The 13,465-nt window shown below is 68.9% G+C and carries 14 protein-coding genes and 1 riboswitch; of the genes, 3 read left to right on the top strand and 11 right to left on the bottom strand.

Features of this window, described 5'->3' with window-relative positions; all coding sequences use genetic code 11:
* Nucleotides 1-204 precede the first annotated feature (204 nt).
* Together C6Y14_RS16365 and C6Y14_RS16360 are read right to left on the bottom strand one after the other, a co-directional pair.
* Nucleotides 205-1,554 (bottom strand): NYN domain-containing protein, encoded by a 1,350-nt coding sequence (locus C6Y14_RS16365; RefSeq protein WP_107017439.1) that lies wholly within the window; start codon nucleotides 1,552-1,554, stop codon nucleotides 205-207.
* Between the two features lie 35 nt (nucleotides 1,555-1,589).
* Entirely contained in the window at nucleotides 1,590-1,829 is a 240-nt protein-coding gene (locus C6Y14_RS16360; protein ID WP_107017438.1) for a hypothetical protein, read from the bottom strand.
* Nucleotides 1,830-1,986: 157 nt separating this feature from the next.
* On the opposite strand from C6Y14_RS16360, the gene C6Y14_RS16355 reads away from it, so the two are divergent.
* Together C6Y14_RS16355 and C6Y14_RS16350 are read left to right on the top strand one after the other, a co-directional pair.
* Nucleotides 1,987-2,736: a rhomboid family intramembrane serine protease gene (locus C6Y14_RS16355; RefSeq protein ID WP_107017437.1), complete on the top strand. Its 750-nt coding sequence runs from the start codon at nucleotides 1,987-1,989 to the stop codon at nucleotides 2,734-2,736.
* Nucleotides 2,733-3,014, top strand: a complete 282-nt coding sequence (locus C6Y14_RS16350) for an Lrp/AsnC family transcriptional regulator (RefSeq protein WP_107017436.1) — start codon at nucleotides 2,733-2,735, stop codon at nucleotides 3,012-3,014. Before C6Y14_RS16355 ends, C6Y14_RS16350 begins: the two co-directional genes overlap by 4 nt.
* A gap of 117 nt (nucleotides 3,015-3,131) precedes the next feature.
* Here the strand turns inward: C6Y14_RS16350 and C6Y14_RS16345 are convergent, their stop codons facing one another.
* The 6 genes from C6Y14_RS16345 to ctaE all read right to left on the bottom strand — a co-directional run bounded on the left by C6Y14_RS16345 (nucleotide 3,132) and on the right by ctaE (nucleotide 10,450).
* Nucleotides 3,132-4,511, bottom strand: coding sequence for an aminotransferase class V-fold PLP-dependent enzyme (locus C6Y14_RS16345; RefSeq protein WP_107017435.1), 1,380 nt, complete (start codon nucleotides 4,509-4,511; stop codon nucleotides 3,132-3,134).
* Between the two features lie 177 nt (nucleotides 4,512-4,688).
* Nucleotides 4,689-4,805, bottom strand: a riboswitch (SAM riboswitch).
* A 229-nt stretch (nucleotides 4,806-5,034) separates the two neighbouring features.
* Nucleotides 5,035-6,099, bottom strand: a complete 1,065-nt coding sequence (gene trpD, locus C6Y14_RS16340) for an anthranilate phosphoribosyltransferase (RefSeq protein WP_107017434.1) — start codon at nucleotides 6,097-6,099, stop codon at nucleotides 5,035-5,037.
* Between the two features lie 130 nt (nucleotides 6,100-6,229).
* The gene (qcrB, locus tag C6Y14_RS16335; protein WP_107017433.1) at nucleotides 6,230-7,888 is read right to left on the bottom strand and encodes a cytochrome bc1 complex cytochrome b subunit; all 1,659 of its coding nucleotides are present in this window, start codon (nucleotides 7,886-7,888) and stop codon (nucleotides 6,230-6,232) included.
* The gene (qcrA, locus tag C6Y14_RS16330; protein WP_107017432.1) at nucleotides 7,885-8,958 is read right to left on the bottom strand and encodes a cytochrome bc1 complex Rieske iron-sulfur subunit; all 1,074 of its coding nucleotides are present in this window, start codon (nucleotides 8,956-8,958) and stop codon (nucleotides 7,885-7,887) included. The genes qcrB and qcrA overlap by 4 nt, the downstream gene beginning before the upstream one ends.
* On the bottom strand, nucleotides 8,955-9,764 hold the full coding sequence (gene qcrC, locus C6Y14_RS16325; protein ID WP_107017431.1) for a cytochrome bc1 complex diheme cytochrome c subunit: 810 nt from the start codon (nucleotides 9,762-9,764) through the stop codon (nucleotides 8,955-8,957). The genes qcrA and qcrC overlap by 4 nt, the downstream gene beginning before the upstream one ends.
* 65 nt (nucleotides 9,765-9,829) lie before the next feature.
* Nucleotides 9,830-10,450, bottom strand: coding sequence for an aa3-type cytochrome oxidase subunit III (gene ctaE / locus C6Y14_RS16320; protein WP_107017430.1), 621 nt, complete (start codon nucleotides 10,448-10,450; stop codon nucleotides 9,830-9,832).
* Between the two features lie 188 nt (nucleotides 10,451-10,638).
* On the opposite strand from ctaE, the gene C6Y14_RS16315 reads away from it, so the two are divergent.
* Nucleotides 10,639-11,040: a response regulator transcription factor gene (locus tag C6Y14_RS16315; RefSeq protein WP_107017429.1), complete on the top strand. Its 402-nt coding sequence runs from the start codon at nucleotides 10,639-10,641 to the stop codon at nucleotides 11,038-11,040.
* A 97-nt stretch (nucleotides 11,041-11,137) separates the two neighbouring features.
* Here the strand turns inward: C6Y14_RS16315 and C6Y14_RS16310 are convergent, their stop codons facing one another.
* The 3 genes from C6Y14_RS16310 to C6Y14_RS16300 form a co-directional block, all read right to left on the bottom strand.
* The gene (locus C6Y14_RS16310; protein ID WP_107017428.1) at nucleotides 11,138-12,439 is read right to left on the bottom strand and encodes a L,D-transpeptidase; all 1,302 of its coding nucleotides are present in this window, start codon (nucleotides 12,437-12,439) and stop codon (nucleotides 11,138-11,140) included.
* Nucleotides 12,440-12,569: 130 nt separating this feature from the next.
* Complete coding sequence (locus C6Y14_RS16305; protein ID WP_107017427.1) at nucleotides 12,570-12,968, bottom strand: cytochrome c oxidase subunit 4; 399 nt, start codon at nucleotides 12,966-12,968, stop codon at nucleotides 12,570-12,572.
* Nucleotides 12,965-13,465 (bottom strand): cbb3-type cytochrome c oxidase subunit I (locus tag C6Y14_RS16300; protein WP_199854756.1); only part of this gene is annotated, 501 nt, incomplete at its 5' end. The genes C6Y14_RS16300 and C6Y14_RS16305, both read right to left, overlap by 4 nt.

Below are 13,465 nucleotides of genomic sequence, written 5' to 3'. Positions count from 1 at the left end.
GAAAAATCTCGGTCACCGATCGCATTCTTTACAATCAACTCACGTGCAGTAACGCTCTCTTGACACTACGTTGCGTGAAGGTTTCGCCAAGTCGGGCAAGACGGCCATGCGTTGCTCTTGGTGCGTCAGGGACCTATGGGACGTACGGGGCAGAACGGCGACGGCGGACCGCGAAGGCGTGAGGGTGCCCGCGGAGAGCGGCTCTCAACCCCTCGAAAGACGCTTCAGCAGCACCACGGAGGCCACCGGACGGGCGCCCGCGCTCGCCACGCCGTCGGCCACCTCGCGGTCCGTGGAGACGACGATGACGGGCCGTCCCGGCGGTTCGGCGCGCACCAGCTGGCGGATCAACTCGTCCGCGGTGACACCCGGCTTGGAGAACAGCACCCGCACCCCGCGCGGCGGGGCGAGCAGCACCGGGGCGGCCAGCTCGGCCCCGTCGAAGACACAGGTGACCTCGGCGCCGGTCTGCGCGGCGAGCTGGGAGAGCTGACCGAGCAGCCGCAGCCGCTGCTTCTCCAGCGGCATCTGCGGATAGCCGGTCTTGGTGACGTTGTACCCGTCGACGACCAGATGCGCCTGCGGCAGCGCGAGCAACTGGTCGAGGACGGCGGGATCACTGTCGGACAGCGCACGGGCCGCGATGTCCTTCGGTGTCATCCGGCCCGGTTCGACCGCGTCCACGGTCTCCGCCGGCCGCACCGACACCGGCGGCAGGGCGAGTTCGCGCCGCAGACCCTGGGTGGCTTCGAGCACGGTGTCCAGGAGCAGCCGCACCCGCATGTCCTCGACGCTGCGCCCCTCGCGCGCCGCGCGGCGGGTGGCCTCCAGGGAGCCCTCGACCTCGCCGAGCCGCTGTTTCAGCCGCCGGCTCTCGCTCTCGGCGGCGGACACCTGGGCCTGCCCTTCGCCCCGCACGGCCTCCATCTCGCCGCGCAGCTTGCGCAGGGCCGCCTCGCCCCGTTTGACGTCGCTGAAGGCCCCGCGCAGCTTGCGGTGAAGCGATTCCGCTTCCTTCTTCGCCGCGTCGAGTTCGGCGCGCAGCCGCTCCGTCTCGGCCCGGGTCTGCCCACGGGCCTCGGCCAGCTCCTCGCGCAGCCGCTCCAGCTCGACGCGGCTCTCCTCGTCGGCACGCTCGGCGTCCGCCCGCAGGGCCTCCTCGCCGGCGGCGGTCACCAACTTGACCCAGCCCGTGGGGCGCAGCACATAGGCCGCGGCCGCCACGTCGAGCGGGTCCGCGGCCGGGGGCGGCGAACCGGAGTCGAGAGCGCCGGCCAGCTCGGGCTGGGCGTCTCTGAGCTTCTCGGCGATCCGTTGTCTGAACAGCGGATCGGTCTCCATGGCCGCCGCCATCGCGGTCCCCGCGAACTTGGCACGGCGATTGGGGGCGAACCGGGCGTACTGCCGCAGCTGTGTGGGCAGTTCGGCCACGGTCAGCCCGCCGAACCCGTCCGACACGATCTGTACGACCCTGCGGCGCACCCCGTCGGGCAGCGGACGGTCGAGCACCTCGGCGTCGCCGTCGTCCGGCTCACCGCCTGTGGTCTCCACCATCCTTCACCCCATCGTCCGTGCGGGGCCCGCTCCTGTCAGGAGCGGGCGCCCGGCCTGTCCACCAGTTCCACCTGATCCACCGCGTTGCACCACCGGCAGCGCACGGAGTCGATGGTCTCACTGACCACGTTGCGTTCCTCGACCTTGGGTTCCCCGGCCAGGTCCAGATGTACGTACTCGACGACCTTCGACGAACGGGTCACGTCGAATCGCGTGAGGTTGCCGCAGAGCGTGCAGCGCCACCGGGTCTCGGCCGTCGGGAGGGGAACCGTCATCGTGGCAGTCGCTCTCTTTCCTTGAGTCCTCGTGCCGCACCGGATTCCCCGGTGCGTGTGGCTCGTAACCCTACGGCCTGGCGGGTACTCGACGCCCGTCCACCGGAAGCGGCGAGGCGCTCTGTGTGGTTCGGTCCCGTTACGTCATGCTCTGTGCATGCTCGGCAACTGGGGTGCCCCCGGCAACAGGACGGTCAGAACGGTCAGGGCGATCCGGAGCCACCCCGCTCCGGTGACCTACGGACTGATGGCCCTGTGCTGCGCGATCTTCGTGATCGGTCCGGCCTCGGGGCTCAGTCCCTCGTACGGCACCGGTGACGAGCTTCTCTCCGCGCAGCGGGCCTATTTCGAACGGTGGGGCGTGGTGCCCGTCGAACTGTTCCAGGGGACGCTGCGGGCCCTCGGCACCCCGGCCACCGCGCTGTTCGTGCACGGCAGCTGGCTGCATCTGCTGGGGAACATGCTCTTCCTCTACGTCTTCGGGGCGATGGCCGAGGAGAGGATGGGCCACTTCGAGTTCGCCCTCTTCTATCTGGGCTGCGGATACCTCGCCCTGCTGGGCTACGCGGGCGTCCACGCCGACTCGGCGCAGACCCTCGTCGGCGCGTCGGGGGCGATCTCCGCGGTCCTCGGCGCGTTTCTGTACCTGTTCCCCAAAGCCCGGGTGACCAGTCTCTTCCCGTTCCTCTTCTTCCTCCCGCTGCGGTTTCCCGCGTGGGTGGTGCTGCCGTTCTGGGTGTCCCTGCAGTGGCTGGCCGCGGGGCGCGCGTCACAGGGCCCGGGGGTCGCCTATCTGGCGCACCTGCTGGGCTTCTCCGCCGGGTTCCTCTACGCGTGGGTGCGGTACGGGCGTCCGGCTAGAGTGAAATCCCCAGCGACGGCCACCGAGGGAGAAAACCAGCCGTGATCACCGCGATCGTGCTCATCAAGACCAGCGTGGACCGGATTCCCGAGATCGCCGAATCGATCGCGGCGCTGGACAGCGTCAGCGAGGTGTTCTCCGTGACCGGGACGTACGACTTGATCGCCATGGTCCGGGTGAAGGCCCATGACGATCTGGCGGACGTCATTCCCGGCATGATCAGCAAGATCCCGGGCGTGGAGGGGACGGACACGCATGTGGCGTTCCGGACGTACTCGCAGCACGACCTGGAGGCCGCGTTCGCCATCGGCGGCGACAACTAGGCCCGGTCAGGGGCGCGGGGAACCGCGCGAGCAACCCCCACGCACCCGCACGACACGTACGCCCCAAGGCACCCCAGGGGCGCGGGGAACGGCGCAGTCCTTCAGGGGCGCGGCCCGTCAGGCAGCCGGCACGCAGCGGCCGTTCTCCGTGCGGTAGTTCCAGCTCGCGCCGTTCGCGACGAGTTCCTTGACCGCTGCCACGAAACGCTCCACGTGCTCGTCGGGGGTGCCGACGCCGAAGCTGACACGGATGGCGTTCAGGGACTTCTCGCCGGGGGCGGCCTCGGGGGCACCGCACTCGCCCTGGGACTGCGGGTCGCTGCCGAGGAGCGTACGGACCAGCGGGTGGGCGCAGAAGAGGCCGTCGCGGACGCCGATGCCGTACTCGGCGGAGAGCGCGGCGGCGAAGTGCGAGCTGTTCCAGCCCTCGACGACGAACGAGATGACGCCGACGCGCGGCGCGTCGTCACCGAAGAGCGAGAGCACCCGGACCTCGGGCACCTCGGCGAGGCCCTGCCGGACCCGTCCGACGAGCTGCTGCTCACGGGCGACCAGCGTGTCGAAGCCGGCCTCGGTGAGGGCCTTGCAGGCGGAGGCGATGGAGTAGGCGCCGATGACGTTGGGCGACCCGGCCTCGTGCCGTGCGGCGCTCTCGTGCCACTCCACGTCCACCCCGCCGTCCGTACGCCGTGACACCTTCTTCGAGGCACCGCCGCCGGCCAGGTACGGGTCGGCCTCGCGCAGCCAGTCGAAGCGTCCCGCGAGCACGCCGGAACCGAACGGCGCGTACAGCTTGTGTCCGGAGAAGGCGACCCAGTCCACGTCCAACTCCTGTACGGAGACGGGGTGGTGGGGCGCGAGCTGGGCCGCGTCGAGCACGATCCGGGCGCCGTGGGCGTGGGCGGCGGCGGCCAGTTCGCGTACGGGCCACAGCTCACCGGTGACGTTCGAGGCGCCGGTCACGCACACGAGCGCCGGGCCGTACGGGTCGCGGCCGGCCAGCGCCTTCTCCAGCGTCGCGACGGCCTCGCCCGGGGTGCGCGGGGCGTTGAGGTAGGTGACGCGGGCGTCCTGCCACGGCAGCAGCGAGGCGTGGTGCTCGGTCTCGAAGACGAAGACCTGGCAGTCGGCGGGCAGGGCGGCGGCGAGGAGGTTCAGCGAGTCGGTGGTGGACCGGGTGAAGACGACCTCGTCGTCGGCGCGGCAGTCGAGGAACTCCGCGACGGTCCGGCGGGCGTTCTCAAAGAGATCCGTGGAGAGCTGGGACAGATATCCGGCCCCGCGGTGCACGCTGCCGTAGTAGGGGGCGTACGCGGCCACGTCATCCCAGACCCGCTGGAGGGCGGGGGCGCTGGCGGCGTAGTCGAGGGCCGCGTAGGTGACCTCGCCGCCGGTCACGAGCGGAACGGTGACGTCCCGGCCCAGCACGGGCAGCGACCCCGAGGTGTCGGTGTCACAGTGGGCGGTCCGGTCGGCGGCAGCGGTGGAGACAGACATGGCGAGCTCCTGTGAGAGGCAGGCGAGATCACCGTGCGAGCGGACAGGGCTCAGCACGGGAAAGGTGAAAGGGGTACGCGGAAGTGGGGCTCTGCGCCCTATCGCATTCGCTTGCTCATGAAAGGCTCCCTCGAACGACCAGGACCCCTGGTGCATCCGCCCTGACGGGCGGCGAGGGGTCCGCGCTTGCCGTAGACCTCACTGCCTACGACCTGGTCTTCACCCGGGGCACCCCGCCACGGACGGAGGGTTGCCGGACAGTCGGCCGGGGCCTGTTGACTGTCACTCATGACCTGCCAGCATCATGCCACACGATGATCGGACAGCAACCCCCTGTCCGCATCCCGGGACGCCCTGGGTGCCGGTCACCCCCTGGGCGCTCCGCCCCCCCGCTGCGCAGTTCCCCGCGCCCCTGGGTACCCAGGGGCGCGGGGAACTGCGCAGTCTTTTGGCCTTTAGGGGCGCGGGGAACTGCGCAATCTTTTACGCCCGCCCCGCCAACCCGCACCGCCAGCGCCAGCGCCTACGCGTTGGTCGCCGCCACCCACCGCTCCAGCGTCCGCAACGCCGCGCCGGAGTCGATCGCCTCCGCGGCGCGAGCCATCCCGCCGCGGATCTGCTCGGCGAGCGATCCAGGGCCGGGCGCGAGCGCCACCAGCGCCGCCGCCGAGTTCAGCAGCACGGCGTCCCGTACGGGCCCCCGCTCGCCCCCCAGCAGCCGTCGCGCGACATCCGCGTTGTACGACGCGTCAGCCCCCCGCAGCGCCTCCACGGGCACCAGCTCGATCCCCACGTCCCGCGGGTCGAAGGCCTCCTCGCGCACCTTGCCGTCCCGGACGATCCACACCCGGGACGTGGCCGTGGTGGTCAGCTCGTCGAGCCCGTCGTCGCCGCGGAAGACGAGCGAGGAGTTGCCGCGCTCCGCGAGGACCCCGGCCACGATGGGCGCCATGGGCGCGTGCGCGACCCCGACGGCCTGGGACTTCACCCGGGCCGGATTCGTGAGCGGACCGAGGAAGTTGAAGGTCGTCCGGATCCCCAGCTGCCCACGCGCCGCCGCCACGTGCCGCAGCGCCGGATGGAACTTCACGGCGAAGCAGAAGGTGATCCCGGCCTCCTCGGCCACCTCGGCCACCCGCCGCGGAGTCAGCTCCAGATTGACGCCGAGCTTTTCGAGGACGTCCGAGGCACCGGACGCGGAGGACGCGGCGCGGTTGCCGTGCTTGACGACCTTGGCACCCGTACCGGCGATGACGACGGCCGACATGGTGGAGATGTTGACCGTCTTCGCGCCGTCGCCGCCCGTACCGACGATGTCGACGGTGTCGCCCGGTACCTCGATCACGTTGGCGTGCGCGTACATCGTGCGCACCATGCCGGAGATCTCCTCGACGGTCTCGCCCTTGGCCCGCAGCGCCACCGCGAACCCGGCGATCTGCGCGTCGGTCGCCTCGCCCCGCATGATCAGGTCCATCGCCCAGGCCGTGTCGTCGGCGCTCAGGTCGCGCCCGTCCAGCAGGCCGTTCAGGAGGGCGGGCCAGGAACGGCCCGCCGCGAAGTCGCCTCCAGCGGGGGTCACAGCACTCATCTGCCGCTCCTGGGTTCGTGTTCGTGGGCGTGAGGTTTCAGGGACGAGGCCACCCTATCCAGCCCCTGGGACGGCAAAGAGCCCCGTCCATGCAATGGACGGGGCTCCTGCCGTGGCGAACAGGTGGTGATCAGTGGTGGCCGTGGCCGCTCGTGATCTCCTTGTACTCCTCGGCGGTCGGCTTGGGGATCTGGCCGTCCTCGCCGTAGTAGGCGGTGCTGAGCTTGGCGCGGAGCTTCTGCGGGCCCTTCACCTTGCGCTCGACACCGTTCTCGTCGACCGTCGGGCCGATCTCGGCCGGCTGGTACTGCTCGTGCGCCGTGAGGGTGTGCATGGCCTCCTGGCTGAGCGGCTCGTGCACCTCGACGAACTCACCGTGCGGCAGGCGCTTGATGATGCCCGACTCGCGGCCGTGCAGCACCTTGTCCTTGTCCCGGCGCTGCAGGCCGAGGCAGATCCGCTTGGTGACGATGAACGCGAGCACCGGGGCGACGAAGAACGCGACCCGGACGAACCAGGTGATGGTGTTGATCGAGAGGTGGAAGTGGGTGGCCCACAGGTCGTTCCCACCGCCGACCAGCAGCACCATGTACAGAGTGATCCAGGCGACACCGAATCCCGTACGGGTCGGCGCGTTGCGCGGGCGGTCCAGGATGTGGTGCTCGCGCTGGTCGCCGGTCACCCACGCCTCGATGAACGGGTACACGGCGATCGCGACCAGGACCAGCGGGAAGATCATCAGCGGGATGAACACGCCCAGGGCGAGCGTGTGACCCCAGAAGTTGATCTCCCAGCCCGGCATGACACGGATCAGGCCCTCGGAGAAGCCCATGTACCAGTCGGGCTGGGCGCCCGTGGACACCTGGTCCGGCCGGTACGGCCCCAGGGCCCAGATCGGGTTGATGGACGCGACCGCCGCCAGCACGGCGATGAAGCCGAAGACCAGGAAGAAGAAGCCTCCGGCCTTGGCCATGTAGACCGGCAGCAGGGGCATGCCCACGACGTTGTTGTTCGTCTTGCCGGGGCCCGCGAACTGCGTGTGCTTGTGGTAGAAGACCAGGATCAGGTGGGCGACCACCAGACCCAGCATGATGCCCGGCAGCAGCAGGATGTGGACCGAGTAGAAACGGGCCACGAAGTCGCCGCCGGGGAACTCCCCGCCGAACAGGAAGAACGACAGGTACGTGCCGACGACCGGCACGGCCAGGACCGCGCCCTCCATGAAGCGGACACCGGTGCCGGAGAGCAGGTCGTCCGGGAGCGAGTAACCGGTGAACCCGGTGAACATGCCGAGGACGAACAGCAGGAAGCCGAACAGCCAGTTGACCTCACGGGGCTTGCGGAACGCACCCGTGAAGAAGACGCGCATCATGTGCACGAACATGGCGGCCAGGAAGACGAGCGCCGCCCAGTGGTGGATCTGCCGGATGAGCAGACCGCCGCGGACGTCGAAGCTGATGTCCAGCGTGGAGGCGAACGCCTCCGACATCAGCTGCCCCTGGAGCGGGACATAGCTTCCGTGGTACTCGATCTCGTTCATCGAGGGGTGGAAGAACAGCGTCAGATACACACCCGTGAGGATGATGATCAGGAAGCTGTAGAGGCAGATCTCGCCCAGCATGAAGGACCAGTGGTCCGGGAAGATCTTGCGCATGTTGGCCTTGGCCAGGGAGTAGATCCCCAGCCGGCCGTCGGCCCAGTCGGCGATCTTCTCGCCGGCCGGCGCCTTCTCTCGCGAACGGCCCGGCGCACCTGCGCCCGAGGGGTTCGGGGTGGTCGTAGTGCTCATCCGCGCTCCCAGAATGAAGGACCGACGGGCTCTTCGAAGTCGCCGTGCGCCTCAAGGTAGCCCTCGTCGTTCACACCGATCCGCAGCTGCGGCAGGGCGTGACCGGCCGGGCCGAAGATCACTCGGGCACCGTCGGCGAGGTCGAAGGTGGACTGGTGGCACGGGCAGAGGACGTGGTGCGTCTGCTGCTCGTAAAGGGAGATCGGGCAACCGACGTGGGTGCAGATCTTCGAGTACGCCACGATGCCCTCGTGGGACCACTCAAGCTCACGCTTGTCCTTGATGTTCTCCGGCTGGAGCCGGACGATCATCAGGGCCGCCTTGGCGATCTCGGTCTGGAACTCGTGGTCCTCCTCCTCCAGGCCCTCGGGCTTGGCGAAGGTGAGCGAGCCCACGGCGACGTCGGACGGGCGCAGCGGCTCGTTCGTGTTCATGTTGACGAGCAGCTTGCCCTTGGACCACAGCGTGTGCCGGAGCTTGTCCTCCGGCAGCGGACCGAGGTCGCGCAGCAGGACGATGCCGGACAGCGGGAACAGGGTCAGCGCGCCGAACATCGTGTTGCGGATGAGCTTGCGGCGGCCGAGCGCGGATTCCTTGGCGCCCTGCTTGAAGTCGGCCAGCACCTTGGCCTTGACCTCGGGCTCCGCCGCGATGGCGTGGCGCTCGTCGGTCATCTCCTCGTCGGACATCAGGGTGCGGGCCCAGTGGACCGCGCCCGCGCCGATGCAGAACAGCGCCAGGCCGAGCGTCATGCCCAGGGCGAAGTTCAGACCGCTGATGTGACCGAGCGGGAAGATGTAGACGATTCGGTCGGCCGGGATCGTCACGAAGGACGCGATGAAGCCGACCGTGGAGAGCATCGAGAGCGTGAACAGCAGGGCGACCGTGCGCTCGGAGCGCTTGGCGGCCCGCTCGTCGATGTCCTGGATGCGGTGCTCGTGCGGCGGCAGACCGGGATCCGCGAAGGGATCCTTCTCGTGCGCCACGCTCACGTCACCGTGCGCGTGAGCGTGCTCGTCGGCGGCCCGCTCGGCGGGCAGGTTCTCTTCTGGAATGTCTTGGCTACTCATGACTTCTTGGCCTTTGCGGTCCGGGCGGCGACCCACACGGCTACGGCGATCAGACCGCCGAGACCGAAGATCCAGCCGAAGAGGCCTTCACTGACCGGCCCGAGGCCGCCCAGCTCCAGACCACCGGGGCTCTCCGAGTCGTCGCTGTTGACCGCGTCGAGGTACGCGATGATGTCCTTCTTGTTCTTCTCCGTCAGCGTGGTGTCGGGGAAGGACGGCATGTTCTGCGGGCCGGTCTGCATGGCCTCGTAGAGGTGCTTCGGGTCGACATCCTCCAGCGTCGGGGCGAACTTTCCGTTCGTCAACGCGCCGCCCTTGCCGGTGAAGTTGTGGCACTGCGCGCAGTTGGTACGGAACAGCTCCCCGCCCTCGGCGATGTCCGCGCCCTCGGGGTTGTACTGCTCCTCGGTCGGCACGTTCGGACCGGCGCCCAGCGAGGCGACGAACGCCGCGAGCTGGTCGATCTCCGCCTGCGAGTAGATGACCTTCTTCTTCGGAACCTGCGCGCCCGGCTGCTGGGCGGGCATGCGGCCGGTGCCGACCTGGAAGTCCACGGCCGCGGCGCCCACGCCGACCAGGCTGGGACCGTCGGTCGAGCCCTCACCGCCGGTGCCGTGGCAGCTGGCGCAGCCGACGGCGTAGAGCTTCTTGCCCTCGTCGATGGCGAGGGACTGGGCGGATGTATCGGCCTGTGCCTTGTCCGCGGGCGCGAACGCGGTGTACAGCCCCCCGGTGGCCGCCAGCGCGAGGAGTAGGACGACGACCGCCGCCAACGGATGGCGTCGTCGTGCGGAGAGCTTTTTCACGGATTACCCCGGTGTCAGGATCTTCAGCGTCGATGCTTCTGGAATGTACGCGGGAACTGGCCCGGCTACTTGATCATGTAGATCGTGGCGAAAAGGCCGATCCAGACGACATCGACGAAGTGCCAGTAGTAGGACACGACGATGGCGGCGGTCGCCTGCTCGTGCGTGAACCTGCGGGCCGCGTAAGTGCGCCCGAGGACCAGCAGGAAGGCGATGAGACCACCCGTCACGTGCAGGCCGTGGAAGCCGGTGGTCAGGTAGAACACCGAGCCGTACGGGTCGGACGAGAGCGAGAGGCCCTCGTGCTTGACCAGCTCGGTGTACTCGTACACCTGGCCGCCGATGAAGATCGCACCCATCACGAAGGTGACGATGAACCACATCCGGAGCTTCTTCACGTCTCCACGTTCGGCCGCGAACACGCCGAGCTGGCAAGTGAGAGAGGAGAGCACCAGGATCGTGGTGTTGGTCGCCGAGAACGGGAAGTTCAGGGCGGACGCCATTTCCTTCCAGTGGTCGGGACCGGTCACCGATCGGAGGGTGAAGTACATCGCGAAGAGGGCCGCGAAGAACATCAGCTCGGAACTCAGCCAGATGATGGTTCCGACGCTGGTGAGGTTCGGCCGATTGACCGACGGGTGCGCGTGCCCGGTATCTACTGTCGTTGCTGTCGCCACGACCGACATTATGTCGGTCGCTTATCCCGCCCTCACCTCGGGGGGTGCCGTTCGGGGTGTCTGTGGGGTGTGTCCAGCCCATATGGCCCATCGAAGCCCTGTCCGAACCGGTGTTGACGAAGTGATCGAGGGAGTAGCATCCGCGCATCGGACCCTGTCCGTCTCTGTCTCTACGACGCTGACGTCCCGGAGGAAGAATGCAGCCGACCGCAACGGTGCTGGTCTACAGCGACGACTCCAACACCCGCGAACAGGTGCGGCTCGCGACGGGGCGCAGGCCCGCGACCGATGTCCCCCAGGTGGAGTTCATCGAGTGCGCGACCCCCGCGGCGGTGATCAAGGAACTGGACCGCGGTGGGATCGATGTGTGCGTGCTGGACGGTGAGGCCGTTCCCGCGGGCGGGATGGGGATCTGCCGGCAGATCAAGGACGAGATCTTCAACTGTCCTCCCGTGCTGTTGCTGATCGGGCGGCCGCAGGATGCTTGGCTTGCCACGTGGAGTCGGGCCGAGGCCGCTGTGACCTTGCCGGTCGAGCCTGTGGAGTTCGCCGCCGCGCTGGCGGGGCTTCTTCGCAGTAGGCCCGCTCTTAGCGCGTAGGCGCCGTCCTGGATGGCGTGGTGGGGCGACTGCGGGTCCGCTGTGGCTGGTCGCGCAGTTCCCCGCGCCCCTGAGGGCGGGCCCCTGCGGGGCCGCCCTATGCCGGTTCCGGGGTGAGTCTCAGGCGGGACTCCGGGGGCGGGCCCTCCGGGGTGTCGGCTGTGAGGGCGCTGCCCTTGCGCCAGTTCTTCCAGGTGAGGTTCCAGTCGCCGAAGCCGTTGCCGAACGGGTCCATCATGTCGCCGTACGAGTTGACGACCTTGACGATGTCGCCGGCGCGGACCGTCTCGAAGAACCACTCGGCGTTGGCGGTGCTCATGCCGGTGCAGCCGTGGCTGACGTTGGCGGCCCCCTGGGAGCCGGCGGACCAGGGCGCGGCGTGCACGTACTCGCCGCTCCAGGTGACCCTGGTGGCGTAGTAGACGGGCAGGTCGTAGGAGTCCGCGCTGCCCTCGGCGATGCCGATGCTGGTGCCGCGCATCCGTACGAAGTACTCCTTGCCCAGCACCACCTTGACGCCGTTGCGGGTGTCGAAGCCCGGCTTTCCGGTGGTGACCGGGATGGTGTTGATCGCCTCACCGTTGCGGTAGACCGTCATCGAGTGCGCCGCGGCGTCCGTCACGGCCTCCAGGCGGTCGCCCGTGGTGAGCGTCAGGGGCTTGGCCACGCCGCCCCAGAGGCGCTCGGCCACCTTGATGCCCGCGAGGTTGCTGTGGGCCCGCACAGTGGCGTGTGCGGGCCAGTACTCCTTGGGGCGGTAATGCAGTTCCTTGTCGTCCACCCAGTGCCAGGCGCCCTCGACCGCGGGCTGCGACTGCACCTTGAGGGCCCGCTCGACGACCGCGCGCGCCGCCCTGTCCTTGACGGGGGCGCTGAGTTCGGCGGTGACGGGCTGGCCCACGCCGTACGTGCCCTTGTCTGGGCCGAACGTCACGTCGAGCCGCTTCTTGGTCCTCGGGACGCTGGTCTCGAAGCCGACGGTCTTGCGCCCGGGCGCGCCGTCGTCGTCCTCGGTGCTCACCCGCACCGTGTAGTGGGCGCCTGCGGCCAGCGGCGAGGTGCTGTGCCAGCGGGCTCCGTCGGCGGTGAGTTCGCCCGCCACGTACCGTCCTGCGGCATCCGTGGCCGTCACGTCGGTGATCCGTCCGCCGGAGTCCTTGGCGGTGATCTCCAGGGGCTTGTCCGGGTCGGCCTTCTTCCCGTCGCTGACGGCGGCGCTGAAGGAGAGGTCCTTCGCCGCGTCGTAGGGCTCGGCCGTGAGCGGGTGGCCGCCGGAGCCGCAGGCCGTGACGCCCGCGCCTATGGCGACCAGCAGCGCCGTGCAGCCGGCGGCGGCGGTGCGGTTCCGCGGGCGCGCCGGGCCGGCTTCGGCGCTCCTGGAGGAAGCTGAGTGGCTCATGTCCCGAGCGTAGGAACCGCGGTCCGTCACGGCTCGCCCATTGAGCCGTGCGAGGGACGGAACGCGTGGCAAAAGGGGGAAGCCCGGACCTCCTGACGGGGTGTCCGGGCTTCCGTGCGCTCAGCGCGTGTTACTGATTCTGGTTCTCTCCGCGGTAGTACTCGAAGACCCAGCCCCACAGGCCGATCATGATGATCGGGGCCGAGAACCACAGCAGCCACCAGCCGAAGACGACGCCCAGGAAGGCGAGCGCGCCGCCGATACCGAGCGAGAGCGGCTGCCAGCTGTGCGGGCTGAAGAAACCGACCTCACCGGCGTCGTCCGCGACGTCGGCCTCCTTGTTGTCCTGTGCGCCCGTGTCGACCCGCCGGGCCGTGAACCACAGGTAGTAGCCGATCATGACGCTCAGGCCGAAGCCCAGGAAGAGCGCCGTGGTACCGGCCGGCTCCTTCGACCACACGCCATAGACGATCGCCATGACGAGGATGAAGACGGCGAGCCAGATGAACATCTTGCCCTGGACCTTCACTTGCCCGCCTCCTTGCCGCCGGCGAGGGCCTTCTCACCGTGACCGGCGTTCTCCAGCTGGTCGAGAGCGGCGATCTCGGGGTGGTGCAGATCGAACGCCGGGGATTCGGAACGGATCCGCGGCAGCGTGAGGAAGTTGTGCCGCGGCGGCGGGCAGGACGTGGCCCACTCCAGCGAACGGCCGTAGCCCCACGGGTCGTCGACCTCGATCTTCTTGCCGTACTTGGCCGTCTTCCACACGTTGTAGAAGAACGGCAGGATCGACAGGCCCAGGACGAACGAGCTGATCGTCGAGATCGTGTTCAGCGCGGTGAAGCCGTCGGCCGCGAGGTAGTCCGCGTAACGACGCGGCATGCCCTCGGCGCCCAGCCAGTGCTGGACGAGGAACGTCCCGTGGAAGCCGATGAACAGCGTCCAGAAGGTGATCTTGCCGAGGCGTTCGTCGAGCATCTTGCCGGTGAACTTCGGCCACCAGAAGTGGAAGCCGGAGAACATCGC

Source organism: Streptomyces dioscori (genome assembly GCF_003024195.1).
Lineage (GTDB): Bacteria > Actinomycetota > Actinomycetes > Streptomycetales > Streptomycetaceae > Streptomyces > Streptomyces dioscori.
Note: the sequence above shows the minus strand (reverse complement) of the source record. Positions and strands in the feature narration are given on the sequence as shown.

Coding starts and splice junctions, on each gene's coding strand:
- trpD (WP_107017434.1), bottom strand. CDS start 6,099: ATGAGTGCTGTGACCCCCGCTGGAGGCGACTTCGCGGCGGGCCGTTCC.
- qcrA (WP_107017432.1), bottom strand. CDS start 8,958: ATGAGTAGCCAAGACATTCCAGAAGAGAACCTGCCCGCCGAGCGGGCC.
- C6Y14_RS16310 (WP_107017428.1), bottom strand. CDS start 12,439: ATGAGCCACTCAGCTTCCTCCAGGAGCGCCGAAGCCGGCCCGGCGCGC.
- C6Y14_RS16365 (WP_107017439.1), bottom strand. CDS start 1,554: ATGGTGGAGACCACAGGCGGTGAGCCGGACGACGGCGACGCCGAGGTG.
- qcrB (WP_107017433.1), bottom strand. CDS start 7,888: ATGAGCACTACGACCACCCCGAACCCCTCGGGCGCAGGTGCGCCGGGC.
- C6Y14_RS16355 (WP_107017437.1), top strand. CDS start 1,987: ATGCTCGGCAACTGGGGTGCCCCCGGCAACAGGACGGTCAGAACGGTC.
- C6Y14_RS16360 (WP_107017438.1), bottom strand. CDS start 1,829: ATGACGGTTCCCCTCCCGACGGCCGAGACCCGGTGGCGCTGCACGCTC.
- C6Y14_RS16315 (WP_107017429.1), top strand. CDS start 10,639: ATGCAGCCGACCGCAACGGTGCTGGTCTACAGCGACGACTCCAACACC.
- C6Y14_RS16345 (WP_107017435.1), bottom strand. CDS start 4,511: ATGTCTGTCTCCACCGCTGCCGCCGACCGGACCGCCCACTGTGACACC.
- ctaE (WP_107017430.1), bottom strand. CDS start 10,450: ATGTCGGTCGTGGCGACAGCAACGACAGTAGATACCGGGCACGCGCAC.